The following is a 23787-nucleotide window of genomic DNA, read 5'->3' as shown; positions in this document are numbered from 1 at the left end:
TCGACCGGGGCCCCTTCGCTGGTGTACGTGCGGTGGTTACGCCGTCTTCTGCTCGCCCGGACCCCGGCCGTTGCGGGCGTCTCGGGGGATCAGGGTCGGGTTCACGTTGGAGTGGACGACATCGGCGGTGATGACGACGCGGGCCACGTCCTTGCGGGACGGGACCTCGTACATCACCGACATCAGGACCTCTTCCATGATGGCGCGCAGGCCGCGCGCGCCGGTCTGGCGGAGGATGGCCTGGTCGGCGATGGCCTCCAGGGCCTCGCGCTCGAAGTCCAGCTCCACGCCGTCGAGTTCGAAGAGGCGCTGGTACTGCTTCACCAGCGCGTTGCGGGGCTCGACGAGGATCTGGAGGAGGGCCTCGCGGTCCAGGTTGTGGACCGAGGTGATGACGGGGAGGCGGCCGATGAACTCGGGGATCATGCCGAACTTGACCAGGTCCTCGGGCATGACGTCCTCGAACTGGTCCTTGGCCTCCAGCTCGCGCTTGGAGCGGATCGTCGCGCCGAAGCCGATGCCCTTGGCACCGGCCCGGGACTCGATGATCTTCTCCAGCCCCGCGAAGGCACCGCCCACGATGAACAGGACGTTCGTCGTGTCGATCTGGATGAACTCCTGGTGCGGGTGCTTGCGGCCGCCCTGGGGCGGCACCGAGGCGGTCGTGCCCTCCAGGATCTTCAGCAGGGCCTGCTGTACGCCCTCGCCGCTGACGTCACGCGTGATCGACGGGTTCTCACTCTTGCGCGCGACCTTGTCGATCTCGTCGATGTAGATGATCCCGGTCTCGGCCTTCTTGACGTCGTAGTCGGCCGCCTGGATCAGCTTGAGCAGGATGTTCTCGACGTCCTCGCCGACGTACCCGGCCTCCGTGAGCGCCGTCGCGTCGGCGATGGCGAACGGGACGTTCAGCATGCGCGCGAGAGTCTGTGCGAGGAGGGTCTTGCCGGAGCCCGTGGGGCCCAGCAGGAGGATGTTGGACTTCGCCAACTCGATGGCGTCCTCGCGGCTTTGCCCGCCGCCGTTCTCGCCGGCCTGGACCCGCTTGTAGTGGTTGTACACCGCGACGGAGAGGGCCTTCTTCGCCGCCTCCTGGCCGACCACGTACCCCTCGAGGAACTCGTAGATCTCGCGGGGCTTCGGGAGTTCCTCCCAACGGACCTCGCTCGTCTCCGCGAGCTCTTCCTCGATGATCTCGTTGCAGAGGTCGATGCACTCGTCGCAGATGTACACACCGGGCCCTGCGATGAGCTTCTTGACCTGCTTCTGGCTCTTGCCGCAGAACGAGCACTTGAGCAGATCGCCGCCGTCACCGATGCGTGCCACGGTGTGCTTCCCCTTCGCCTGGGAGACGCCTAGGTCCAGCGGCTCCTGGTGCTGCCTTATGTCCGACGGTACCTTGCCTGGCCCCCCGTTCGGGCCCCCCTTGGCACGGTTCACTTTGACGTGCACCTTGTCGGGCACGTGTCGAGCCGCGCCAAGGGCGGCAGACGCTGCGTACGTCCGCGTCAGCGGACAGCGGCGTTGTTCATCTTCCGGGTGGAGATGATCTGGTCGATCAGGCCGTACGACAGGGCGTCCTCGGCCGTGAGGATCTTGTCGCGCTCGATGTCCTCGCGGATCTTCTCGATCGGCGTGGTGGAGTGCTTGGCCAGCATCTCCTCCAGCTGCGAGCGCATCCGCAGGATCTCGTTCGCGGCGATCTCCAGGTCGGAGACCTGACCCCGGCCCGTCTCACTGTAGGGCTGGTGGATCAGCACGCGCGCGTTGGGCAGCGCCATCCGCTTGCCCGGCGTACCGGCGGCGAGCAGGACGGCGGCGGCGGAGGCCGCCTGGCCCATGCAGACCGTCTGGATGTCGGGCTTGACGAACTGCATCGTGTCGTAGATCGCGGTGAGCGCGGTGAAGGAGCCACCGGGGCTGTTGATGTAGACCGAGATGTCCCGGTCGGGGTCCATCGACTCCAGGCACAGCAGCTGCGCCATGACGTCGTTGGCCGAGGCGTCGTCGATCTGCACGCCGAGGAAGATCACTCGCTCCTCGAAGAGCTTCGCGTACGGGTCGTACTCGCGGATGCCCTGCGAGGTGCGCTCGACGAAGCGCGGGATCACATAACGGGACTCGGCCACGGGACCCGTGTATTCGGCGCTCGTACGGTCGTACAGGCTGCTGCCGGGGAAGTCGTTCACTGTCTGTCTCCTAGGGGCTGAGGCGGTCGGCTGGGGGCTGTCCTGGGGGCGTTTCCGCCCTCGGCTGGGGCTCAGGCCCCGGTGCCGCCGCCGCCCGGCATGCCTGCGGCCGTGGGAATCACATCGTCGATGAGGCCGTACTCCTTGGCCTCAAGGGCGTCGAACCAGCGGTCACGGTCCGAGTCACGGGTGATCTGCTCGATCGTCTGACCGGTGTGCTGCGATGTGAGCTCGGCCATGCGCTTCTTGGTGTGCAGCAGCCGCTCGGCGTGGATCTTGATGTCCGAGGCCGAGCCGGCGAGGCCGGCGGACGGCTGGTGGATCAGGATCTCGGCGTTCGGCAGCGCGAAGCGCTTGCCGGGGGTGCCCGCGCTGAGCAGGAACTGGCCCATGGAGGCCGCGAGGCCCATGGCGATCGTCACCACGTCGTTCTTGATGAACTGCATGGTGTCGTAGATCGCCATACCGGCCGTGATCGAACCGCCCGGGCTGTTGATGTAAAGGTAAATGTCCTTGTCGGGGTCCGCGGCAAGGAGGAGCAGCTGTGCGGTGATCTTGTTGGCAATGTCGTCGTCGACCGGCTGGCCGAGGAAGATGATCCGCTCGTTGAGCAGCCGGTTGTAGACCTGGTCGCCGAGGCCACCACCGATGGAAGGCTCGCCGGCGGCGGAGGGCATCAGATTCGTCACGTATCCACCTGCTCGTCTTACGACGGCGCCGGGCCGTCTCACGTTTCCCTGCGGGGCTGGAGCCGTTCGGGGACTCCACTGCCCTCGTATTCATGGACCCTAACGCGCGGGTCCCTTCGGGGAATCCCGGAGAGGGGGGTGTTCGCCGGGGGCGTAGCGGAGGGCTCCGCCGGGGAGCGGTGCGGTTCGTCCTGGGGACTGAGGGCAGTCGTCGGGCTGCGGGCCCGCTGCGGCTGGTCGCGCCCACGCGGCGGAGCCGCACATCGATACAGCCCCGCGCCCCTGGGTAGGCGACGGGCCCCGGGGGCAGAAAGTCCCCGGGGCCCGTCACACGTGCATCAGCAGCGGCGCTACGAATCAGGCGTCGGCCTTCTCGTCGCCCTCACCCTCGGGCTTGGCCTCGGCCTCGGCCTGGGCCTGGGCCTCGGCGGAGGCTTCCTCCGTGGAGGTCTCCTCCTCCTCGTCGTCCAGGTCGATGATCTCGCCGTTGGTGTCCTTCACGGTGGCGGACTCGACGACCAGGGCCAGGGCCTTGCCGCGGGCGACCTCGCCGACGAGGAGGGGCACCTGGCCGCCCTCGACGACGGCCTGGGCGAACTGGTCGGGGGACATGCCGGAGGAGGCGGCACGGCGCATGAGGTGCTCGGTGAGCTCCTCCTGGTTGACGTTGAGCTTCTCCCGCTTGACCAGCTCGTCGAGGACGAACTGGGTCTTGATGCCCTTGACCGCGGCCTCACGGGTCTCGGTCTCGAACTCCTCGACGGTCTTGCCCTGGATCTCCAGGTACTTCGCCAGGTCGAGGCCCATCTGGCCGAGCTGGTGGTGCTCCAGGTTGTGCTTGCGGGTGTTGATCTCGTCCTCGAGCAGCTTCTCGGGGACCGGGACCTCGACCAGCTCGAGCAGCTTCTCCAGGACGCGCTCCTGGGCCTGCGTGGCCTGGTCGTACTGCTTCATGTTCTCCAGGCGCTTGCGGCTGTCGGCCTTCAGCTCCTCGAGGGTGTCGAACTCGGACGCGAGCTGCGCGAACTCGTCGTCGAGCTCGGGGAGCTCCCGGGCGGCGACCTGGGTGACCTTGACGGTGACCTCGGCCTCCTTGCCGGCCGCCGAGCCGCCCTTGAGCTCGGAGGTGAAGGTGGCCTCGCCACCGGCCTCCAGGCCCTTCACGGCGTCGTCGATGCCGTCGAGCAGCTCACCGGAGCCGATGGTGTAGGAAACACCCTCGGCGACGCCGTCCTCGAGGACCTCGCCGTCGACCTTGGCCTGCAGGTCGACCGTGACGGTGTCGCCGTCCTCGGCGGCACGCTCGACCGGGGAGGTCGAGGCGAAGCGCTCGCGGAGCTGCTCGACCGACTTCTCGAGGTCCTCGTCGGTGACCTCGACGGCGTCGACCTCGACCTCGATGCCGGAGAAGTCCGGGATCTCGAGGGACGGGCGGATGTCGACCTCGGCGGTGAAGTTCAGCGTCTCGCCGTCCTTCAGCTCGGTGATGTCGACCTCGGGCTGGCCCAGGACGTCGATCTCGGCCTCGTTGACCGCCTCCGTGTAGAACTTCGGCAGCGCGTCGTTGACGGCCTCCTCCAGCACGGCGCCACGGCCGAACCGCTGGTCGATCACCCGGGCGGGGATCTTGCCCTTGCGGAAGCCCTTCACCGTGACCTGCTGGTTGATCTTCTTGTACGCCGCGTCGAGGCTGTCCTTGAGCTCCTCGAAGGGCACCTCGACAGTGAGCCGAACCCGAGTCGGGTTCAGGGTCTCCACGGCGCTCTTCACGGTTCGGTCTCCTTGTGGCTGACTTCTTGGTTTCTGCCGGCCCAGACCGGTCCGGCGGATTTCGCCGCCCGGAGGACTTCCAGTGGACTACTTCCAGTGGACGAGACACACGGGCGCGCAGCTTGCATAGTAACCGCAGCCTCGGAAGGCCCCAAAGGCGATCAAGCGACGTGATCGCATGGGTGACCGGTATGGCCGGTCGATGGTCGGGGTGGCGGGATTTGAACCCACGGCCTTCCGCTCCCAAAGCGGACGCGCTACCAAGCTGCGCCACACCCCGTCTGGTGCGACACGTAGGGTACATGCCCGCAGGCAGCGAAGCCGCCGCATTTGGCGAGCGCCGGGGCGCACTCCGGCGCGTGCCGGAATGCGGTGTGCGACGAGCGGGGTCGACCCGCTACGATGCCTGCAGTGCCGCGGTCACCGAGCCGTGGCGCGCTGTGTGCGGGCGTAGCTCAATGGTAGAGCCCTAGTCTTCCAAACTAGCTACGCGGGTTCGATTCCCGTCGCCCGCTCTGTACGACTCGGGGCCGGGTCGGAGGTCAGTCCTCCGACCCGGCCCCGAGTCGTTTCCGTGTGCGCTGCGCCCGGGGCGACCGCCGGTGGGTGTCAGAAGCTGATCGAGTTGATCGTTTCCGCTATCGAGTTGAGGAAGCGGTTGATTGACGGGGCCATGCCCGTCGAGGCGAGGAAGAAGCCGAAGAGGATGGCGACGATGGCGGGGCCCGCCTTGATCGACCCACCTCTGATCAGCACTACCAGGATGATCGCCAACAGCAGCACCACTGACAGAGAAATGGCCACAACTGATCACACCCTAGGTCGGTCCGCTCTCCCGGCCCGGGGATGCCCAGCCAGTGCACCCCCGCCAGAACCATCGTGCCACCAACCCGGCTCGCATATGCGGCCCGTGACGCATCGTTGGTCACACCCGCGACGGATCGGGCCGCGCCGGCCGGTGACGGGGGGTCGTTCGGGGACTCAACTGCGGTGTGCCGCACATTAATTCGACCGTGCACCCGCACAGGCAATTAACAGGGATCCTTTCCATGTCCACACATCGCGTCCGCAGGTAATTCGAATTGCGGACATGGCCACATCGGAGACACATCGCCCGCTGGACTTATGCCCCAATTAGTCGGGATGAATCGCGACATCAAGGGCGCCTGTGGGGGCCTGGATCGGCGGTGGACCGTGTGTGGACCATCACGCCGACAACAGGGTCGAGTTTGTTAGTCCGGGGTACCCGAGACCGATAACCATGAATTGCTCAGGGCGTTTTACGGAAAGCCACGGACAACGCTAGGGTGCCTCAGATGTTCCACGCCGCCTCGCCCCCCACACATGCAACGAGGTCTCGGATCTCCTCCCCGGAGTCGGGGTGGGAGGACCTGTGACGAACTCGCTCCAGCCCAACGGCCGCAACAGAGCGCCGCTCCCCCCGCAGCACTCCTCGGCATCAGGAGTGCCCACTCCGCGCTCGCCCCAAAACGAGCAGAAGCAGAACAAGCGGAACAAACAGCGCGACTCGTTCTTCGACAACGCCAAGTACCTGGCGATCGTGCTGGTGGCAATCGGCCACGCCTGGGAGCCCCTGAAGGGCGACAGCCGGGTCCTGCAGGCCACGTACATGTTCGTGTACGCCTTCCACATGCCGGCGTTCATCGTCATCTCCGGCTTCTTCTCGCGGAGTTTCGACGCCAGCCCGAGCCGGCTGAAGCGGCTGGTCACCGGTGTCGCCGTGCCGTACATCGTCTTCGAGACGGCCTACCCGCTCTTCAAGCGCGTCGTCGACGACGCGCCGGACCAGGACATCAGCCTTCTCGACCCGTGGTACCTGACCTGGTTCCTGTGCGCCCTGTTCGTGTGGCGGCTGACCACGCCCCTGTGGAAGACGGTCCGTTGGCCGCTCCCGCTCGCGCTCGGCATCGCCATGCTGGCGTCGGCCACGCCGAACATCGGTGACGACCTCGACCTCCAGCGTGTCCTGCAGTTCCTGCCGTTCTTCGTGCTGGGTCTGACCATGAAGCCCGAGCACTTCCGGCTGGTGCGCCGCCGTTCCGTGCGCATCGCGGCCGTGCCGGTGTTCGCGGTCGCGCTGGCCTTCGCCTGGTGGGCGGTACCGCGGATGAACGCGGCGTGGTTCTACCACCGTGACTCCGCGCAGGAGTTGAACTCGCCCTGGTGGGTCGGACCGGTCATGGTCCTCGCGATGTTCGGCTGCTCACTGGTGCTGACCGCGTGCTTCTTCGCGTGGGTGCCGGGGCGCCGGATGTGGTTCACGGCGCTGGGCGCGGGCACCCTGTACGGCTACCTGTTGCACGGGTTCCTGGTGAAGGGCGGCGACTACACCGGCTGGTTCGACCAGGACTGGCTGCACCGGCCGCTCGGTGAGGTGTTCGTGACCGTGCTGGCCGGCGTGGTCGTCACGCTGCTGTGCACGAAGCCGGTCCAGCGGGTGTTCCGGTTCGCCATGGAACCGAAGATGGACTGGGCCTTCAAGCGGGACGCCGCGGAGGTCGCGCGCGAGCGTGAGAAGGCCGGAGCGGTCACCGAGCACCGCGAGAAGGTCAACGCCTAGCTGATCGGTACCGCGGCAGGCAACGTGGGCCCGAGCCGTGGGGCGCCCCTCGGCCGGGCCTGCGTCAGAGGGTTCGCTGCGCCCCTCGGCGGCCGTCACCCGTACGGGGCCCAGCGTGATCGCAGTTCGTCGCGCAGTTGTCGGGCGACCTGGCCCATGAGGGCGTCGGCGCCGGGCTGTCTGCCGGCGGCCACCTGGGACTCGGTGAGGACGGCTATGGCGTAGCTCTGGCCGTCGGCGTGTTCGACGACGCCGACCTCGTGGCGCAGATTGAGCAGCGTGCCCGTCTTCGAGGACCAGGAGGAGGCGTCGGAGGCGAAGTCCGGTGTGAGGCGCTGGCGCATGAGGTTGTCGGCCATCAGGCCGCGCACCCGTGCCGCGACGTCGGGGTGGATCGTCGGGGCCTCGGCGCCCTCGGTGCCGGGCCGCGACCGCCAGACCGCCTGGAGGAGGTCGACGAAGGCGCGTGCCGTGCCGGCGTTGGCGCGCGAGACGTCGAGCTGCGGTATCCGGTGACCGCGTCCAGGGGTGCCGGCGTCGATCGCCAGGGCATGTGCGAGATGCACGTCCGCCGGGTCCAGCCGCTCCTCCGGGGTCTCCATCAGCTCCTGCATGGTGTGGCGTACGGCGATGCCCCGAAGCCCCCACCGCTCCAGGCCCGCGGCAACCTGTGAGGGCGGGGTGATGTCGAAGAGGGCGTCGGCGGCGCTGCTGTCGCTGATGCTTATGCTCAGGTGGAGCAGATCGTCCACGGCGATACGAGCGGCATGGCGGAACCGGCTCAGGCCGGTCGGCCCGGGGTGGGTGCTCCGCCCGGGTGGCACCTCGATCACCGTGGCGCCGTCGATCTCCCCGCGCCGGATGCGGTCCAGTGTCACCAGGGCGAGCGGGACCTTCACGAGGGACGCGACGGGGAACTCGATGTCGGGGTCGATTCCGAGCTCTTCGCCCGTCTCCAGGTCGCGTACCAGGAACGAACCGTGCAGCCCGCCGTCGCGCAGCGTGCGGCGCAGTTCCCTGAGCAGCCGATCGGTACGGGTCGTCATGACGCCACCTCCGCGGGTTCCGTGGCGCCGAGGCACCGTGCGATGTCGGGGGCGCACGCCTGACGTACGCGGGCCGCCTCGGGGTCCGTCTCGTCGGCGACGACGAGGGAGAAGCCCCGGGCGAAGCCGGCGTCGAGCTCGCCGACGGGGCGCCAGTGGAGGCCGAGTTCCCGGGCCTGCCCGGCCGAGCAGAGCAGGGCGTCGCCCCGGCTCAGCACGTCCGCCGCGGCGACGGCCACGGAGTGGGCCACTCCCAGCTGCGCGGGGCGCAGCCCGACGGCGTCGCGCAGGCGGGCGAGGGGGTCCCTGATGTGCGGCACGTCATCCTCCGGTTGGAGCCACACACGCCGGGCGCGCCGATCGCGATCCACCCGGCCGGGGCGCAGGGTGTCCAGGTAGATCGGCCCGCCGCCCGGGTCGTCCGCGACCGCCAGACCCAGCCGTACGGTCCAGGCGGCACCGGTGGGAGCCACCGCGAGCAGCGCCGCCCGCACCTGCCGGGACGTGACGAGGTCGGCTCGCTCCGCGGGCCCGGCGGGGCGTGGGTCGAGGCGGACTTTCTGCTCGTGCGCCTGGGCGATGAGACGGGCGAGCGCGCGGGTGGTGCAGATGGCGGGGACGGCGAGGCGCAGCGGTCTGCGCCGTGCGGCCTCCGCCTCGTGCTCCAGCCGGTCGGCGAGCTGGACGAGCTGTCTGGCCAGCGGAAGCATGTCCCGGCCGAACGGGGTCAGCACCACCGCGCGTGAGGACCGTTCCAACAGCCGCTCGCCCAGGCGTTGTTCCAGCGCGGCGACACGGCGGCTCACAACGGACTGGGCCGTCCGGGCCGCCGCCGCGCCCACCGTGAAACTGCCGTGCTCGCTCACGTGAACGAACGCGCGGCACGCCGCTACAAGATCCACGGCTCCCACTATGCCAAAACAGCATGGGAGCGAGCGTTCACGTCTTGGTCCCGGGCGGTGATCGGACCGCAAAGTGGTCTGCGCCCAGGGGGACTTCCCCGGGCTGGAGCGTTCCACGGGTCTTTCGACGACTTGGAGATTCATTCCATGACGTACTCGATTCGCATGCGCCGGGGTGCCGCCTGGGCGGCCGGCTTACTCACGCTCGTCGCGCTGCCCGCCGTCGGTCAGGAAGCGGCGTCCGCGTCCGGCCCGTCGGCCGGCTCCGGGCGGTCCGCGGCACAGGCGGCGGCCACGAGGTCCACCACTGCCGAGTTCCAGGAACTGGAGCGCGAGTTCGACGCGCGGCTGGGCGTCTACGCCCTGGACACCGGCACCGGCCGGACGGTCGCCCACCGGGCGGACGACCGGTTCGCGTACGCGTCCACGTTCAAGGCGCTGGCGGCGGGCGCCGTGCTCCGGAAGTACGGGACGGAGGGGATGGGCAAGGTGGTCGCCTATGGGCGTGACGACGTGGTCGCCGACTCTCCCGTCACGGAGAACTTCGTCGGGAAGGGGATGAGCCTGAAAGGGCTGTGCGCCGCCACCCTCTGGTACAGCGACAACACGGCCGTCAACCTGCTCCTGAAGGAGCTCGGCGGGCCGGACGGCCTGGAGAAGGTGCTGGAGGGACTCGGCGACCACGTCACCGAGATGGACCGGTACGAGCCCGAGATGAGCGAGGGAACGCCGGGCGACATCCGCGACACGAGCACGCCGCGCGCGATGGCCGCCGACCTGCGGGCATTCCTGCTCGGCGACGCCCTGGAGCGGGACGAACGCCGGCTCCTGCGGCAGTGGATGGAGACGAACGTGACCGGCGACACGCTCATCCGTGCCGGGCTCCCGGACGACTGGACCGTGGCCGACAAGAGCGGCACCGCCGGATACGGGGGACGCAACAACATCGCCGTGGTGTGGCCGGAGGACGGTGGCAACCCCATCGTCATGGCGGTCATGTCCACCCGGGACAAGCAGGGCGCCGAACGCCGCGACGCCCTGATCGCCAGGGCCGCCACCGTGGCGGTCGACGGCCTCGGCCGCCGCTAGCGCCTGTCGCGAAAGTGGCGCCTGCAGGCGCCAGGACACCGCCTAGGGAACCGGCGGGGTGTCCGGTGCCGTGAGGCCGAGGAGTGCGCGCATGTGTGCGTACTTCTCGGTCAGGCGGTTGCGGGTCGGTTCGTCCAGGATCGCCAGACGCGTCGGATCCGCGTTGTGGGCCAGGTCGGCTTCCTTCACGAGCAGGGCGCCCGGGGTGCCGAGGACGCGGGTCGCGTAGGCCTCGGGGGATTCGCCGGCGCGCTTGGTGAGGGCGAGGACGATGTCCTTGGTACGGCGGGTGAGGGCCGCTTCCTCCAACCACCGCTCGGTCAGGGCGTCGTCCTCGACGGAGTCGTGCAGCCAGGCCGCGGCGATCTGCTCGTCGTCGCCACCGCGTACGCGGACACCTTCGGCCACGGCGTGGAGGTGTTCGGCGTAGGGGCGGCCCGCCTTGTCGGTCTGGCCGTCGTGAGCGGTGCGGGCGACGGCCTCGACTTCGGCGAGGGTGAGGGTGGTTCGGGGCGAGTCGGTCACACGGCCAGTGTCTCCCGGCCGAGGCCGTCTCAGCGCGACGTCATATGGGCCGTCGGCCCGTCGCGGCAGATCAGCAGCAGGGCCCGGTCATCGTTGACGTCCTTCGCCACCGCCTCGATGAGGTGCCAGGCGGCGCCGTGGAAACCGCCGGCGACATAGCGGTCGGCTTCGCCGGTGAGGCGGTCGATGCCTTCGACGATGTCCCGGTCGGAGGTCTCCACCAGGCCGTCTGTGAACAGCATCAACACGTCGCCGGGGCGCAGCGAGCCCTTCACCGGGTCGAACTGGGCACCGTCGTACACACCGAGCAGCGGTCCCTCCGCGGCCTTCTCCTCCCAGCGGCCGCTGCCCGCACTGAGCTGAAGGCCCGGCGGATGACCGGCGGAGTAGAGCTCGTAGTCACCGGAGTCGAGGTCCAGAACCAGGTGGATGGAGGTCGCGAAGCCCTCGTCCCAGTCCTGGCGCAGCAGGTAGCCGTTCGCGGCCGGGAGGAAGGCGTGGGGCGGCAACGAGCCCAGCAGGCCGCCGAACGCGCCGGACAGCAGCAGCGCGCGCGACCCCGCGTCCATGCCCTTGCCGGACACGTCCGTGAGGACGACCTCCAGCGTGCGCCCGCCGTTCGTGCAGGCCGCGACAACGAAGTCACCGGAGAACGACTGACCGCCCGCCGGCCGCAGCGCCATCTCGCGGTGCCAACCCTGCGGCAGCTTCGGCAACTTGCTCTGTACGCGGATGCGTTCGCGCAGGTCGAAGAGCATGGTGCCGCCCCGCCGCCAGGGCACACCGACCCGGCTGCGGAACTGCGCGATCAGCAGACCGAAGAACCCGCAGGCGGCCACGACCAGCACCACGCCCGGAGTCACGCGCGAGGGCCCCTGGGTGTACGGGCCCAGCTGCACCGACTCCACGATCAGCGCGGTCGCCGCCGCCGCGTACAGGCCGAGCAGGCTGGCCGGGCGCAGCAGCAGGCCGCCGGCGACGATGGGCAGGACCAGCGCGGCCGGTGAGCACCACACCGAGTTGGCGAGTGTGGTGGCCGCGATGAGGGGGATGGTGATGAGCAGACCGGCCAGCGCTATCCAGTCCGAGCCGTCCCCGCGGAAGTAGTCGACCGCGCTTCTGCGCACGCCGGTTCGGGCCCGGTGCAGCTGGTGCTTCAACCGGGCCGTGAACGTGTCGGCCTCCGCGCGCCGCTCTCGTCCTTCTGCCATTAGTTCGGGACCCTATCCATCGGACCAGCTGCTTGGCACGGGAGGTCCCACTTGTCCCCCGTCCGAGGTTCGACTTCACAGTGAACTTCACGGACGGCGCTCACGCGGGGCCACCGCGGAAATTGCCTCGCTCGTCCCGACAAAGTGCTGGTAGGCATGGTGCATGGGGACTGACGTGACCGATCCCGCCGTCGACCTGCGGGTGCTGCGGCGGGACGACTGGGACCAGTGGTACGACAGCCTGCTCCTCGCCTTCGGTGGAGTCGCGGAGTCGTCGGAGGAGCGCGAGCTGTGGCGCGCGCTCACCGAGTTCGACCGCTCACTCGGGGCGTGGGACGGCGACGCGTGCGTGGGATCGGCCGGGGCGTTCAGCTTCCGGCTGACGGTGCCGGGCGGCGTCCCGGTGCCCGCGGCGGGCGTGACGATGGTGAGCGTGGCCGCGACGCACCGCAGACGCGGGGTGCTGACGTCGATGATGCGGCGGCAACTGGACGACGTCCGCGCGTGGGGTTGGCCCCTCGCGGTGCTGACGGCGTCCGAGCCGGCCATCTACGGGCGGTTCGGGTACGGCGTCGCCACGCACCATGTGAACACCGAGGTCGACACCAGCCGGGTACGGCTGTCGGTGCCGCCCGGCACGGACGACGTACGCCTGCGGTACGCGGCGCCCGCCGACGTGCTCGACGCGTGCGAGGCGGTGTACGCGCGCAAGGTGCCCGAGCGTCCGGGGATGGTGGAGCGGCTGCCCGGCTGGGAGCGGCTGTTCCTGCTCGATCCGGAGAGCGAGAGGGGCGGGGCGTCGCCACTCCAGTGCGTGGTCGCGGAGCGGGACGGCGAGATCGTGGGCTACGTCCGATTCCGGGTGAAGCCGGCCTGGGACACCAACGGGCCCCACGGCAAGGTCGAGGTGAGTTCCACCGAGGCGCTCGACCCCGCTGCGCACGCGGCGCTGTGGCGGTTCCTGTTCGACATCGACCTGACGTCGACGCTCGTCGCGCGCGGGCGGCCGATGGACGACGCCTGGCTGCAGATGGTGTCCGACGTCCGGCGGTGCGGGGTGCGGGTGCGGGACGCGTTGCACGTACGGCTGGTGGACCTGGGCGCCGCGCTGGAGGCGCGGACGTACCAGGCGCCGGTGGACGTGGTGTTCGAGGTGGAGGACGCCTTCTGCCCGTGGAACGCGGGACGGTGGCGGCTGAGCGGCGACACCAAGGGCGCCTCCTGTTCCCGTACGACGGATGTGGCCGATCTCGTCCTGTCGGTAAGGGAGTTGGGGGCGGCCTATCTGGGCGGTGTGAGCCTGGGCTCGCTGGCGGCGGCCGGACGGGTGCGCGAGGTGCGGCCGGGCGCGCTGGCGGAGGCGTCGGTGGGCTTCGGTTCCTGGGTGGCCCCTTGGCTGCCGCACATGTTCTGACGGCCCCGGCCGGGCCCTAGTTGTCCTGGCAGGCGGGGCACCAGAAGAGGTTGCGGGCGGCGAGGTCGGCGGTGCGGATCTCACCGCCACAGATGTGGCAGGGCAGGTCGGCCCTGCGGTAGACGTACACCTCGCCGCCGTGGTCGTCGACGCGCGGCGGGCGGCCCATCGCCTCCGGGGTGTGTTCCGGGCGGACGGTGTCGATGCGGTTGTGGCGCACGCCCTCGCGCATGAGGGCGACGAGGTCGGCCCACATCGCGTCCCACTCGGCCGGGGTGATGTCCTTGCCGGCCCGGTAGGGGTCGATGCGGTGCCGGAAGAGGACCTCGGCGCGGTAGACGTTGCCGACTCCGGCGATGACCTTCTGGTCCATCAGCAGGGCGGCGATCGTCGTACGGCTGCGGGAGATCCTGCGGTACGCGGCGCGCGGGTCGGCGTCCGGGCGCAGCGGGTCGGGGCCCAGGCGGTCGTGTATCGCCTGCTTCTCGCCGGCCGTGATCAGCGCGCAGGTGGTGGGCCCGCGCAGGTCGACGTACGCGGTGTCGTTGGCGAGGCGGAGGCGGACGGTGTCCGTGGGCGGGGGCGCGGGGGCGGCGCCGAAGGTGACCTTGCCGAAGAGGCCGAGGTGGATGTGGATCCAGGACTCGGCGAAGCCCAGGAACAGGTGCTTGCCGTGGGCGTCGGCGGTGTGCAGGCGACCGCCGTCTAGGAGGGCGGCGGCGTCGGAGAACTTGCCCTGCGGACTGGTGACCCTGGCTGCGCCGGTGAAGCGAGTGGCGTAGTCCTGCGCGAGTCGGTGGATCGTGTGCCCCTCTGGCACCTGGCCTCTTCCTTTCCCACCCACCCGCCCGTCACTTCGTGTCGACGGGCGGGCCTCGAAGGTCCGACTACTGCTGCGGGTGGTGCGCCGGGATCGGCGGGAGGTCGCCCTTCGTCTCGTACTCCGCCAGCATGTCGATACGGCGGATATGACGCTCGTCACCCGAGAACGGGGTGTTGAGGAAGGTCTCGACGAACTTCGTCGCCTCGTCCTGGGTGTGCATGCGCGCGCCGACCGCGACGACGTTGGCGTTGTTGTGCTGCCGGCCGAGGGAGGCGGTCTCCTCGCTCCAGGCGAGGGCCGCCCGGACGCCCTTCACCTTGTTCGCGGCGATCTGCTCGCCGTTGCCGGAGCCGCCGATGACGATGCCGAGGGCGCCCTGGTCCGCGGCCGTCCGCTCCGCGGCGCGGAGGCAGAAGGGCGGGTAGTCGTCCTGGGCGTCGTAGATGTGGGGTCCGCAGTCGACGGGCTCATGGCCCGCTTCTTTGAGCCACTCCACGAGGTGGTTCTTGAGTTCGAAGCCGGCATGGTCGGAACCGAGATACACGCGCATGGTCCGAGTGTGACATGCGTGGTTCGGGGCAGCAGCCCAGGGTTCCATGTCTCGAATTTCCGAGCCGCGACGAGAAAGCTCAGGAAAACCTCAAATAACGATACGGATTCAAAGGTTCACGAAATCGTTGGCCTCCGTTTCACTGGACCGACTCGTACACCGCTCGTACGGGAGACAGCTCACCCGGCGCAAAGGAAAACCGTCCCATGACTTCGCAGCCGACCCTGACGAAGGCCGGAAACGGCCCTGAAGGACCCGGAGGACCCGGCGATCCCGGTTCCGGACTCCAGGCAGGACTCAAGAACCGTCATCTGTCGATGATCGCCATCGGCGGTGTCATCGGCGCCGGCCTCTTCGTCGGCTCCAGCTCGGGCATCGCGACGGCGGGTCCCGGCATCCTCCTGTCGTACGCCCTCGTCGGCACGCTCGTGGTGCTGGTGATGCGGATGCTCGGCGAGATGTCCGCGGCGAACCCGACGTCGGGTTCCTTCTCGGCGCACGCCGACCGCGCGCTGGGCCGCTGGGCCGGTTTCTCCATCGGCTGGCTGTACTGGTTCTTCTGGGTCGTCGTGCTCGCGGTCGAGGCGACCGCCGGAGCCAAGATCCTCGAAGGGTGGGTGCCCGCCGTCCCGCAGTGGGGCTGGGCGCTCATCGTGATGGTGGTCCTGACCGCCACGAACCTCGTCTCCGTCGGCTCCTACGGCGAGTTCGAGTTCTGGTTCGCCGGGATCAAGGTCGTGGCGATCGGTGCGTTCATCATCATCGGCGGGCTGGCCGTGTTCGGCGTGCTGCCGGGCGTCGACAGCGACAAGGCCGGGCTCGGCAACCTCACCGACCACGGCGGCTTCCTGCCCAACGGGCCCGGTGCGATCCTGACCGGCGTCCTGCTCGTGGTCTTCTCCTTCATGGGCAGCGAGATCGCGACCCTCGCGGCCGGTGAGTCCGAGGACCCGCAGCGGGCGGTCACCAAGTCGACCAACAGCATCATCTGGCGTATCGGTGTCTTCTACCTCGGCTCGATCTTCGTCGTGGTCACCCTGCTGCCGTGGGACGACAAGTCGATCGCCGACCAGGGCTCGTACGTCGCCGCGCTGGACTCCCTCGGTATCGCGCACGCCGGTCAGATCATGAACTTCATCGTGCTGACGTCGGTGCTGTCCTGTCTGAACTCCGGCCTGTACACGGCCTCCCGGATGGCCTTCTCGCTCGGTGAGCGGGGCGACGCGCCGAAGGTGTTCGCTAAGACCACGTCGCGTGGTGTGCCGATGGCCGCGATCGTCTCGTCGGTCGTGTTCGGCTTCGTGGCCGTCTTCTTCAACTACAAGTTCCCGGACTCGGTCTTCCTGTTCCTGGTGAACTCCAGTGGTGCGGTCGCCCTGTTCGTCTGGCTGGTCATCTGCTTCTCGCAGCTGCGGATGCGGAAGATCATCCAGGCCGAGGCGCCGGAGAAGCTGGTCGTGAAGATGTGGCTGTACCCGTACCTGACCTGGGCGACGGCCGCGCTGATCGTCTTCGTCCTCGGCTACATGCTCACGGACACGGAGCACGACGGGCGCGAGACGGTGCTGTTGTCGCTGCTTGTCGCGGGGGTGGTGCTGGCGATCGCCTTCGCGAAGGAGAAGCTCGGATCGAAGGGCGAGGTCGCGCAGACCGGCGCGGCGACCCCGGCCTCGGTCGAGGCGCGGGACTGACGCGAGCGGTTCGGCGGGGCCCTGCGGTGGGTGACACCGTGGGGCCCTTTGTCGTTGGCTGCCTTGTCTAGAGCAGGGTGAAGCCTTCCTTGACCCGGTCGTAGGTCTTGAGGGCCTCGGGCTCGACGGCCGGCTGGTACCACGTGTTGATCTGGTACGACTTCCCGCCCGCGTCGAAGCCGAGCAGCCGGGCGTGCCAGGGGGTGCCGCGGAGGGTGAAGGTGTACTCCCAGAGGACAGCCGGGTGGCCCCGGAACGTCGTCTCCTCCAGGCGGACCTTGTGGTACGCCTTCCCCTGGTGGGCGCTCTCCTCCGAGGTCTCCCAGGTCTCCATCAGGTCGCCACGGGCGAGGGAGGACTTGGCTACGAGTTCCTGGGTGCCGTCGGGTGACGTGTAGTGCACCTCCGCTCCCGTCTTCACGTCCCGTCGCCACCCCTTGGGCGTGGCCCACGCGAACCCACCGGCCTCCATGTGCGCGCCCGGCGGCAGGCTCGGGGGCCTGGAGGTGCCTTCGACGGTGGAGGTGGAGGTGGGGGTGGGGTCCGGGGCGCTGTTGGTGTCGCTGTCGGAGGAGACGTCGGACGGTGCGGTGACGGTGCTCTGTGCGGTGGGGCCCGCCCTGGTCCCGTCCGGTTTCCCCGGCGCCGACGCGAGCACGACGGCGACGACCGCACCGGCGGTGAGGACGCCTGCGGCGGCGAGCAGGGCGGTACGGCGGGCCTTACGGGCGGGGGTGGCGGGCAGCGCCGGGCCGGGGAGCTCGCCGACGTGTCCTCCCACGTCGGGGCGACGATCCGGAGCGCGGCGGATCTCGAGAGTGGGCCGCGGCCCGGGAGCCGGCCGCTCCTCGGTCACCGCCTGGGCCCGCGAGAGAGAAACACCGGGCGAGCGACGAGGTGAGGCCGGTGCGGTCGGCACGTCCGCCGGACCGACCGAGCGGGGGTCCGGGAGCCCGGGTGAGCCACCGGCCCACGGCTCCACCCCAACCCCGGGCACGCCCCTGGGAGTGCCGCCGCCCGGGGTACCCGAACCAGCCTCCGGCACGACCGCGACGGAGTCACCGACCGGCACGCCCGAAAGCCCCTCGGAGGCAGCTTCCGTGGGGGTGCTGGAGGCGGCTTCTGTGGAGACGCTGGGGGCGGCTTCGGTGACGCTGGGGGCGATTCCGCTGGAGGGGCTGGGGGTGACGCCGGGGGGTGGGCTGGAGGTGACGCCGGTGGGCGAGTCGGGGGCAACGCCGGCGGACGGGCCGGGGGCGAGGGCGGTCGACGGGACGGAGGTGCCGGTAGGGGTCGGCTCCGGGGCCGACGCGTGGCCGGGGGGCTTCCCGGAAGGGGCATTGCGGGCGGGCTCCCGGTCGAGGGGGTGGCCGGCATGGTCCTGGACGGTGGTCTGGTCTGCGGGCTCCCTGTCGGCGCCGTGAGCGGCGGGCCCCCGGTCAGCGGCACGGCTCTCCGGCTCCGTGTCAGCGGCACCGCTCTCCGGCTCCGTGTCGGCGGCGCGGCCCGTGGGCGCCTTCGCCTCTGCGGGTGTGGGACGCGGTGGTGGCAGCGGGTCCTGGGGCGGCTCGGGCCCTGACGCAGGGTCGGACGCGTCCGTAGCCGCCGTTGCTGGGCCTTCAGCCGCCGGCGCTCCCGGCAACGCCCCTCGTGGGGGCTCCGGTTCCTCAACAGGAGCGACCTGCTGCCCGGCCGACTCCTCCCGCTCCCCAGCAGCCCCTCCCGGTACCGCACCCCCAACGCCCAGCCCCGGTGCCGACGCTTCCGGGCCCGCCCCGCCGACCGCTCCCCCGACCGCCCCTCCCGGCACCTCCGTCCCCTCCACCACCACCGTCGGCGTAGGCGTGGGAAACGCCACGCCCCGCAACGTCTCCTCCAGGTCCCCCAGGGCCGGGCGGGACGCCGGGTCCTTCTCCAGGAGGGTTGACAGGACGCTGCGCAACGGTCCGGCGGAGGCGGGGAGTTCGGGTTGCTCGTAGAGGACCGCGTGCAGGGTGGCCAGGGTGGTGTCGCGGGAGAAGGGGGAGTGGCCCGTCAGGGCCGCGCAGAGGGTCGCGCCGAGGGACCAGAGGTCGGACGGGGGCCCCTGGGGGCGGCCGGAGACGCGTTCGGGGGCCATGTAGTCGGGGGAGCCGACCAGCATGCCGACCATGGTGAGCGCGGTCGTGTCCTCGATCGCGGCGATGCCGAAGTCCGTGAGGACGACTCGTCGGCGGCCCTCGCTCTCGACGAGGACGTTGCCCGGCTTGATGTCCCGGTGCAGTACTCCCCCGGCGTGCACCTGCCGCAGCGCCGCGACCAGTTCAAGGCCGATCCGGGCCGTGTCCGGCGGGCCCAGGGGGCCGTCCTGCGCCATGATCCGTTCCAGGGAGCGCCCGTGGACCAGTTCCATGACGATCCACAGGCGTTCGCCCTCGTCGACGACGTCGTAGACCCGTACGACGTTGGGGTGGTCGATGCGTGCCGTGGCCCGCGCCTCGCGCAGGGCGCGTTCGCGGCGGGTGCGGGTGTCCTCCGCGTCCAGGCCGTCGATGCGCATTTCCTTGACGGCGACGAGACGGTCGAGTATTTCGTCGACCGCTCGCCACACCCGCCCCATTCCTCCCTGGCCGATACTTTCGACCAGCCGGTAGCGACCGGTCACCAGTCGCCCCGGAACTCCGCCGCCCCTCGTATTCCCCGTGTCTCCCGGCAATGCGCTGCACCCCCTCCACGACACTCCGAACAGACCTCATCGACACATAATGGTCACACTTCCAGGCGTATCAGCATAGTGCCGAGAAATCTTGTGGTAGCTCTTCAAGTACTGCGAATTCAGGCGCAGTCAGGGGGAAGCAAGGGGGAAGTGAACATGAGTTCTCGTCGCACGACGGCCATCACGGTTTCGCTGGTCGCGGCATCCTTCTCGGCGGTGATGATCCTTTCCGGCACCGCCGGGGCCGACGACAAGGGTCCTTCGAGTGGCAAGGGGGGAAAGCCCGTCGACGAGGCTCCGGCGGGCGTGAAGCTGACCACGCTCCTGCCCGAGCGGATCTCGGTCGACAACAAGTCCCAGGAGACGGCGATTACCGCCACGGTGAAGAATGAAGGGACCAAGGACAGCGGCAAGATCAGGCTTTTGGTCGTTGGTTTCGACGGCCTGACGGTCAAAAACGTTCAGGGTTGCTCACCCATCGAAGAAAAGAATCTCCCCAAGGGCTCGAACAGCGGTTTCTCCTGCCCCATCGACAATCTTCCGGCCGGTCGGTCGAAGTCGTACGCCGTCGACGCCACGTTCGATCTGGGCAAGACCGGAAAGGTCTGCGTCCCGGTGCAGACGGCCGACGGAAAGAAGACGTTCTGGCAGCAGGGCCCGGTGCCGTTCGGTACGACGAACCCGTCGCCGAACGCCCCGGCCACCCCTCTGCTCCTCGGCACCGACAACAAGCCCGTGGCGCCCGGTGGTGACCGGCTCGCCGAGACCGGCGCCGGGCGCGACGTCCTGCCGCTCGGCGCGACCGGCGCCGCCCTGATCGCGGCGGGCGCCGCCGGAGTGTGGTGGTCGCGACGGCGACCGCGGGGACAGGAGGGCTGAGCCGGCGGACCAGGAAACGCGCCGCATAACCTGACGGTGCCTGTCAGGTTATGCGGCCACCATCGTCCTCATGGCCCTCAACGACTCCCTCAACGACTCCCTCACCGACACCGCCGACCTCCTCGTCCTCCGCCCCGGGGAGCCCGGGTACGACGAGGAAATCGCAGGGTTCCAGACCGGGTTCAGCCGGCGGCCCGCCCTCGTGGTCGCCGCCGCCTCCCCCGCCGACGTGGTCGCCGCCGTGCGGTACGCGGCCGGGCGGAACCTGCCGGTCGGCGTCCACGCCACCGGGCACGGGCTGCCCGGCGCCTCGGAGGGCGGTGTCCTCGTCACCACGCGCCGCATGGACCGGGTGACCGTCGATCCCGACGCCCGTACCGTCCGGGTGCGGGCGGGCGTGCGCTGGGGGCAGGTCGTGGCGGCCGCCGAACCGTACGGTCTGGCGCCGCTCAACGGCTCCGCCCCGTCGGTCGGCGCCGTGTCGTACACGCTGGGCGGCGGACTCGGCATCCTCGCCCGCGAGTTCGGCTACGCGGCCGACCATGTGCGCTCCCTCGACGTCGTCACCGCCGACGGTGAACCGCGGCACGTCACGCGGGAGTCCGACCCCGAGCTGTACTGGGCTCTGCTCGGCGGCGGCCACACCCTCGGGATCGTCACCGAGCTGGAGATCGGTCTCGTACCGGTGCGCCGGCTCTACGGCGGATCGCTCGCGTTCGACGGACGGCAGGTCGATCCGGCGGCCGCGCTGCGGGCGTACGAGGAGTGGACGCGGACCGTGCCCGACGAGCTGACCTCGTCCTTCGCCGCCGTACCGTACCCGGACATCCCGGCGCTGCCGCCGCACCTGCGGGGGCGTTACGTCGTCTCCGTGCGCGTCGCGTACACCGGCACCGACGGCGAGCGGCTGGTCGCGCCCCTGCGGGAGATCGGGCCGGTGCTGTCCGACTCGCTGCGCGAGATGCCGTACGCCGACAGCCACACCATCCACAGCGACCCCGCCGTCTCGCACGCCTACTACGGGGACAGCGCGGTGCTGCGCGCGTTGCACGTCGACCGGGCCGCCGAACTGCTCGCGCGCACCGGGCCGGACGCCGACGCCATGTGTGTCGTCCAGGTCAACCACCTGGGCGGGGCGCTGGCGCGGGACGCGGCGAACGCGGTGCCGTACCGCGAGGGGCGGTTCCTGGTGCGGGTGTTGACCGTAGGGGACCGGGACGCGGCCCGGACGATCCTCGATCCGGCGTTCGCGCTGCTCGCGCCGGACACGCTCGGGCGGGCCCTCAACTTCGCGTTCGGGGCCGGTGACCGGGGTGAGGGGCTGTACGACGCGGAGACGGCGAAGAGGCTCGCCGGGGTGAAGTCGCAGTACGACCCGGCGAACCTCTTCTCCGAGAACTACGGGATCAGCGCTGGGTGAGCTTCCAGGCCGTGGGCAGCAGGCCCATCGCCAGGGCGGCCTTCAGGGCGTCGCCGATCAGGAACGGGGTGAGGCCGGCCGCGACGGCCGCGGAAGCGGAGATGTCGGCGGCGTAGGCCAGGTACGGGACGCCGACCGCGTAGATGATCGCCTCGCCCACGAGCATCGTGCCCGCCATGCGCCACATGTTGCGGTCGGCGCCGCGGCGGGCCAGGGCGCCCACGGCGGCGGACGCGAGGATCATGCCCAGGACGTAGCCGAAGGAGACGGCGCTCGCGCCGGAGGTGCCGCTAGCGAACCACGGCACGCCCGCGACGCCCGCCAGCGCGTACAGGGCGAGCGCCAGGAAACCGCGGCCCGCGCCGAGCGTCGTACCCACCAGGAGCGCGGCAAAGGTCTGACCGGTCACCGGCACCGGGGAGCCCGGCACGGGGACGGAGATCTGGGCCGCGAGGCCGGTGAGCGCGGCGCCACCGACCACCAGGGCGACGTCCCGGACCCGGGAGGCCGGGAGCAGGTCGGCGAGGACCTGTCCGGGGCGAATCGACGTGACGGCGGCGGTGCTCATGGGGACTCCGCGAGGGTGAGGGCAGTTGGGGACACGGTGACGCTATCCCAGCGTCCTCGCGCCGATCACCGTCAGCGCTCGACAAAGGGTGGAACGGCGAGTTGGTGGGCTCCGGACAAAAAGTGCTGGTTACACGCGGTACGGCGTGATGCCGGTCACTGAGGTGGCGACGCCCTCGTCACACGGGAGTGGGCGGCCCGGACTGTGGGGTTCCACCAAAGGCCTCTCGGTCGCCGTCTCGCCCGTCGGACGCGGTCTGGGCAGCGGTGGGCCCTTTCGCTACCTTCGTGCGCATGGTTGCCCAGGCCCGGAACTTCTCGTCGCGTCGACACGTCGACCTGCGACGCGTCGGCGCGGCCGCCTGTCGCCGTCCGCGAGACCTCAAGCACGTGTGAGGCGGGCGGAGTCGATCCGACGCGCCTCATCTCCTAGACGGCGCAGTGTCGGACCGGCCCCGAGGAAGATTTCCATGCCCCGTACCGCGGCATCCACCACCCTGATGTCCCCCGTCCCCCGTGCCGCCGACCCCGATCGGCGGCGCACCAGCGCCAGTGTCGTCCTGCGTTCCGTCCTGGAGCACGGGCCGGTCGCGCGCAGCACCATCGCCCGGGTGACCGGGCTGTCCCCTGCCTCGGTGACCGACCACTGCGCCCGGCTCGCCGAACTCGGCCTCGTCCGGGAGTCCGCCGCGCCCCGCCGTTCCCATGGGGTCGGTCGGCCGCATGTGCCGGTCGAGTTGGACGACTCGCGGTTCGTGGTGGGCGGGGTGCACATCGCGGTGCCGTACTCCACGGTCGCGTTGCTGGATCTGCGGGGCCGGGTGCTGGTCGAGCGGCGGCTGAAGCACGGGCGCACCGACCCGCGCGAGGTGCTGGCACGGGCCGCCGACGGGCTGGGCGCGCTGCTCGCCGAGGCGCCCGGCAGCCGGGCGCTGGGGGTGGGTGTGGCCGCGGGCGGCTGGGTGGCCCGGGACTCCGGGACCGTCGTCGAGCATCCGCTGCTCGGTTGGCGGGACGTGGCGGTGCGTGAGGTGGTCGGCGCCCGCACCGGGCTGCCGGTCCATGTGGACGGGCACGCGCGGGCCCTGGTCAACGCCGAGCGGCTGTTCGGGCGGGTGCGGGGCAGCCGCAGTGTGCTGCACCTGTTCGTCGGCAACATGGTGGACGCGGCGTTCGCCACGCACGACGAGGTGCACCACGGGCCCCGCTCACAGGCGGGCAGCATCGCCCATCTCCCGCTCGCCGGCGGCACGGAGCCGTGCGCGTGCGGGCGGATCGGCTGTCTCCAGGTGGAACTGAGCGAGCGGACGCTGTGCAGGCGGGCCCGTGAGGCGGGTGTCATCGACGGGGAGAACCCGATGCACGTGCTGACCGCGGCGGCGGCCGGCGACCCGATGGCCGTACGGCTGCTCGTGGAGCGGGCCCGGATGGTGGGGCGGGCGGCGGAGCTGCTGCTCGACGTGCTCAATCCGGAGCGTGTCGTCGTCACGGAGATCGGGGTCATCCATCGCGAGGACTGCCTGACCGCGCTGCGGGAGACGGTCGGGGACGAGCGGGCGGCGGCGGTCGTGCCGACGAGTTTCCCCGACTCCGTGCTGGCGATGGCGGGCGGTTCGGTGGTTCTGGACGTGCTCTACCGGGATCCGCTGGGCACCTCCCCGGCCGCCTCCGCCTCCCTCTCCGCCTCGGCCTCCGCCTCCGCCTCCGCCTCCGCCTCCGCCAAGGCGAGTTAATTCAGAAACTCCG

General features: G+C 70.2%; 20 protein-coding genes and 2 tRNA genes. 8 read left to right on the top strand and 14 right to left on the bottom strand.

Annotation, left to right across the window (positions count from 1 at the left end):
• Nucleotides 1–36: 36 nt before the first annotated feature.
• From clpX to ACGFNV_RS32165, 5 genes are all read right to left on the bottom strand, one after another.
• The gene (gene clpX, locus ACGFNV_RS32185) at nucleotides 37–1326 is read right to left on the bottom strand and encodes an ATP-dependent Clp protease ATP-binding subunit ClpX (RefSeq protein WP_133926274.1); all 1290 of its coding nucleotides are present in this window, start codon (nucleotides 1324–1326) and stop codon (nucleotides 37–39) included.
• A 182-nt stretch (nucleotides 1327–1508) separates the two neighbouring features.
• Nucleotides 1509–2189, bottom strand: a complete 681-nt coding sequence (locus tag ACGFNV_RS32180) for an ATP-dependent Clp protease proteolytic subunit (protein WP_393627262.1) — start codon at nucleotides 2187–2189, stop codon at nucleotides 1509–1511.
• Nucleotides 2190–2260: 71 nt separating this feature from the next.
• Nucleotides 2261–2866: an ATP-dependent Clp protease proteolytic subunit gene (locus ACGFNV_RS32175; protein ID WP_369175152.1), complete on the bottom strand. Its 606-nt coding sequence runs from the start codon at nucleotides 2864–2866 to the stop codon at nucleotides 2261–2263.
• Between the two features lie 369 nt (nucleotides 2867–3235).
• Entirely contained in the window at nucleotides 3236–4648 is a 1413-nt protein-coding gene (gene tig, locus ACGFNV_RS32170; RefSeq protein ID WP_393627260.1) for a trigger factor, read from the bottom strand.
• Nucleotides 4649–4851: 203 nt separating this feature from the next.
• A tRNA-Pro gene (locus ACGFNV_RS32165) sits at nucleotides 4852–4928 on the bottom strand.
• 164 nt (nucleotides 4929–5092) lie between these two features.
• On the opposite strand from ACGFNV_RS32165, the gene ACGFNV_RS32160 reads away from it, so the two are divergent.
• Nucleotides 5093–5163, top strand: a tRNA-Gly gene (locus tag ACGFNV_RS32160).
• A gap of 94 nt (nucleotides 5164–5257) precedes the next feature.
• Here ACGFNV_RS32160 and ACGFNV_RS32155 read toward each other — a convergent pair.
• On the bottom strand, nucleotides 5258–5452 hold the full coding sequence (locus ACGFNV_RS32155; protein WP_026178055.1) for a hypothetical protein: 195 nt from the start codon (nucleotides 5450–5452) through the stop codon (nucleotides 5258–5260).
• Between the two features lie 589 nt (nucleotides 5453–6041).
• On the opposite strand from ACGFNV_RS32155, the gene ACGFNV_RS32150 reads away from it, so the two are divergent.
• Nucleotides 6042–7229, top strand: coding sequence for an acyltransferase family protein (locus ACGFNV_RS32150; protein WP_393627259.1), 1188 nt, complete (start codon nucleotides 6042–6044; stop codon nucleotides 7227–7229).
• 95 nt (nucleotides 7230–7324) lie between these two features.
• Here ACGFNV_RS32150 and ACGFNV_RS32145 read toward each other — a convergent pair whose 3' ends face one another.
• Together ACGFNV_RS32145 and ACGFNV_RS32140 are read right to left on the bottom strand one after the other, a co-directional pair.
• Complete coding sequence (locus ACGFNV_RS32145; protein WP_393627257.1) at nucleotides 7325–8275, bottom strand: serine hydrolase; 951 nt, start codon at nucleotides 8273–8275, stop codon at nucleotides 7325–7327.
• Nucleotides 8272–9177 carry a LysR family transcriptional regulator gene (locus tag ACGFNV_RS32140; protein WP_393627255.1) on the bottom strand — a complete coding sequence of 302 codons (906 nt, stop codon included), beginning with the start codon at nucleotides 9175–9177 and terminating at the stop codon, nucleotides 8272–8274. The genes ACGFNV_RS32145 and ACGFNV_RS32140 overlap by 4 nt, the downstream gene beginning before the upstream one ends.
• 147 nt (nucleotides 9178–9324) lie before the next feature.
• On the opposite strand from ACGFNV_RS32140, the gene bla reads away from it, so the two are divergent.
• Entirely contained in the window at nucleotides 9325–10266 is a 942-nt protein-coding gene (bla, locus tag ACGFNV_RS32135) for a class A beta-lactamase (protein WP_393627253.1), read from the top strand.
• Between the two features lie 42 nt (nucleotides 10267–10308).
• Here bla and ACGFNV_RS32130 read toward each other — a convergent pair whose 3' ends face one another.
• A complete protein-coding gene (locus tag ACGFNV_RS32130) occupies nucleotides 10309–10791 on the bottom strand; it encodes an HD domain-containing protein (protein ID WP_393627251.1) in 483 nt (160 codons plus the stop codon).
• A 29-nt stretch (nucleotides 10792–10820) separates the two neighbouring features.
• Entirely contained in the window at nucleotides 10821–12002 is a 1182-nt protein-coding gene (locus ACGFNV_RS32125) for a PP2C family protein-serine/threonine phosphatase (protein WP_393627250.1), read from the bottom strand.
• Between the two features lie 163 nt (nucleotides 12003–12165).
• Here ACGFNV_RS32125 and ACGFNV_RS32120 point away from each other — a divergent pair, with 163 nt between their 5' ends.
• Nucleotides 12166–13416 carry a GNAT family N-acetyltransferase gene (locus ACGFNV_RS32120; protein ID WP_393627249.1) on the top strand — a complete coding sequence of 417 codons (1251 nt, stop codon included), beginning with the start codon at nucleotides 12166–12168 and terminating at the stop codon, nucleotides 13414–13416.
• A 16-nt stretch (nucleotides 13417–13432) separates the two neighbouring features.
• Here the strand turns inward: ACGFNV_RS32120 and ACGFNV_RS32115 are convergent, their stop codons facing one another.
• Together ACGFNV_RS32115 and ACGFNV_RS32110 are read right to left on the bottom strand one after the other, a co-directional pair.
• Nucleotides 13433–14236 (bottom strand): Fpg/Nei family DNA glycosylase, encoded by an 804-nt coding sequence (locus ACGFNV_RS32115; RefSeq protein ID WP_393627248.1) that lies wholly within the window; start codon nucleotides 14234–14236, stop codon nucleotides 13433–13435.
• A 67-nt stretch (nucleotides 14237–14303) separates the two neighbouring features.
• Nucleotides 14304–14789 carry a ribose-5-phosphate isomerase gene (locus ACGFNV_RS32110; protein WP_393627246.1) on the bottom strand — a complete coding sequence of 162 codons (486 nt, stop codon included), beginning with the start codon at nucleotides 14787–14789 and terminating at the stop codon, nucleotides 14304–14306.
• A 206-nt stretch (nucleotides 14790–14995) separates the two neighbouring features.
• Between ACGFNV_RS32110 and ACGFNV_RS32105 the strand changes: the two genes are divergently transcribed.
• The gene (locus ACGFNV_RS32105) at nucleotides 14996–16480 is read left to right on the top strand and encodes an amino acid permease (RefSeq protein ID WP_393627244.1); all 1485 of its coding nucleotides are present in this window, start codon (nucleotides 14996–14998) and stop codon (nucleotides 16478–16480) included.
• 67 nt (nucleotides 16481–16547) lie between these two features.
• Here the strand turns inward: ACGFNV_RS32105 and ACGFNV_RS32100 are convergent, their stop codons facing one another.
• On the bottom strand, nucleotides 16548–19079 hold the full coding sequence (locus tag ACGFNV_RS32100; RefSeq protein WP_393627347.1) for a protein kinase: 2532 nt from the start codon (nucleotides 19077–19079) through the stop codon (nucleotides 16548–16550).
• A gap of 252 nt (nucleotides 19080–19331) precedes the next feature.
• On the opposite strand from ACGFNV_RS32100, the gene ACGFNV_RS32095 reads away from it, so the two are divergent.
• The gene (locus ACGFNV_RS32095; protein WP_393627345.1) at nucleotides 19332–20054 is read left to right on the top strand and encodes a hypothetical protein; all 723 of its coding nucleotides are present in this window, start codon (nucleotides 19332–19334) and stop codon (nucleotides 20052–20054) included.
• A 70-nt stretch (nucleotides 20055–20124) separates the two neighbouring features.
• Entirely contained in the window at nucleotides 20125–21474 is a 1350-nt protein-coding gene (locus tag ACGFNV_RS32090; RefSeq protein ID WP_393627242.1) for an FAD-binding oxidoreductase, read from the top strand.
• Here the strand turns inward: ACGFNV_RS32090 and ACGFNV_RS32085 are convergent.
• The gene (locus tag ACGFNV_RS32085) at nucleotides 21461–22042 is read right to left on the bottom strand and encodes a biotin transporter BioY (protein ID WP_393627240.1); all 582 of its coding nucleotides are present in this window, start codon (nucleotides 22040–22042) and stop codon (nucleotides 21461–21463) included. The two genes, ACGFNV_RS32090 and ACGFNV_RS32085, sit on opposite strands and share 14 nt — an antisense overlap.
• A 469-nt stretch (nucleotides 22043–22511) precedes the next feature.
• Between ACGFNV_RS32085 and ACGFNV_RS32080 the strand changes: the two genes are divergently transcribed.
• Nucleotides 22512–23774 carry an ROK family protein gene (locus ACGFNV_RS32080; protein WP_393627238.1) on the top strand — a complete coding sequence of 421 codons (1263 nt, stop codon included), beginning with the start codon at nucleotides 22512–22514 and terminating at the stop codon, nucleotides 23772–23774.
• Nucleotides 23775–23787: the final 13 nt, after the last annotated feature.

Source organism: Streptomyces sp. NPDC048751, assembly GCF_043198595.1.
In the GTDB taxonomy this organism is placed as follows: Bacteria; Actinomycetota; Actinomycetes; order Streptomycetales; family Streptomycetaceae; genus Streptomyces.
The sequence above is the reverse complement of the archived record's forward strand: the minus strand, read 5'-3'. Positions and strand labels throughout refer to the sequence as shown.

What these genes read in the sequence shown, in the direction of transcription:
- ACGFNV_RS32175 (WP_369175152.1), bottom strand. Translation starts at nt 2,866, where the DNA reads ATGCCCTCCGCCGCCGGCGAGCCTTCCATCGGTGGTGGCCTCGGCGAC.
- ACGFNV_RS32145 (WP_393627257.1), bottom strand. Translation starts at nt 8,275, where the DNA reads ATGACGACCCGTACCGATCGGCTGCTCAGGGAACTGCGCCGCACGCTG.
- bla (WP_393627253.1), top strand. Translation starts at nt 9,325, where the DNA reads ATGACGTACTCGATTCGCATGCGCCGGGGTGCCGCCTGGGCGGCCGGC.
- ACGFNV_RS32125 (WP_393627250.1), bottom strand. Translation starts at nt 12,002, where the DNA reads ATGGCAGAAGGACGAGAGCGGCGCGCGGAGGCCGACACGTTCACGGCC.
- ACGFNV_RS32120 (WP_393627249.1), top strand. Translation starts at nt 12,166, where the DNA reads ATGGGGACTGACGTGACCGATCCCGCCGTCGACCTGCGGGTGCTGCGG.
- ACGFNV_RS32110 (WP_393627246.1), bottom strand. Translation starts at nt 14,789, where the DNA reads ATGCGCGTGTATCTCGGTTCCGACCATGCCGGCTTCGAACTCAAGAAC.
- ACGFNV_RS32105 (WP_393627244.1), top strand. Translation starts at nt 14,996, where the DNA reads ATGACTTCGCAGCCGACCCTGACGAAGGCCGGAAACGGCCCTGAAGGA.
- ACGFNV_RS32100 (WP_393627347.1), bottom strand. Translation starts at nt 19,079, where the DNA reads ATGGGGCGGGTGTGGCGAGCGGTCGACGAAATACTCGACCGTCTCGTC.
- ACGFNV_RS32095 (WP_393627345.1), top strand. Translation starts at nt 19,332, where the DNA reads ATGAGTTCTCGTCGCACGACGGCCATCACGGTTTCGCTGGTCGCGGCA.
- ACGFNV_RS32090 (WP_393627242.1), top strand. Translation starts at nt 20,125, where the DNA reads ATGGCCCTCAACGACTCCCTCAACGACTCCCTCACCGACACCGCCGAC.
- ACGFNV_RS32085 (WP_393627240.1), bottom strand. Translation starts at nt 22,042, where the DNA reads ATGAGCACCGCCGCCGTCACGTCGATTCGCCCCGGACAGGTCCTCGCC.
- ACGFNV_RS32080 (WP_393627238.1), top strand. Translation starts at nt 22,512, where the DNA reads ATGCCCCGTACCGCGGCATCCACCACCCTGATGTCCCCCGTCCCCCGT.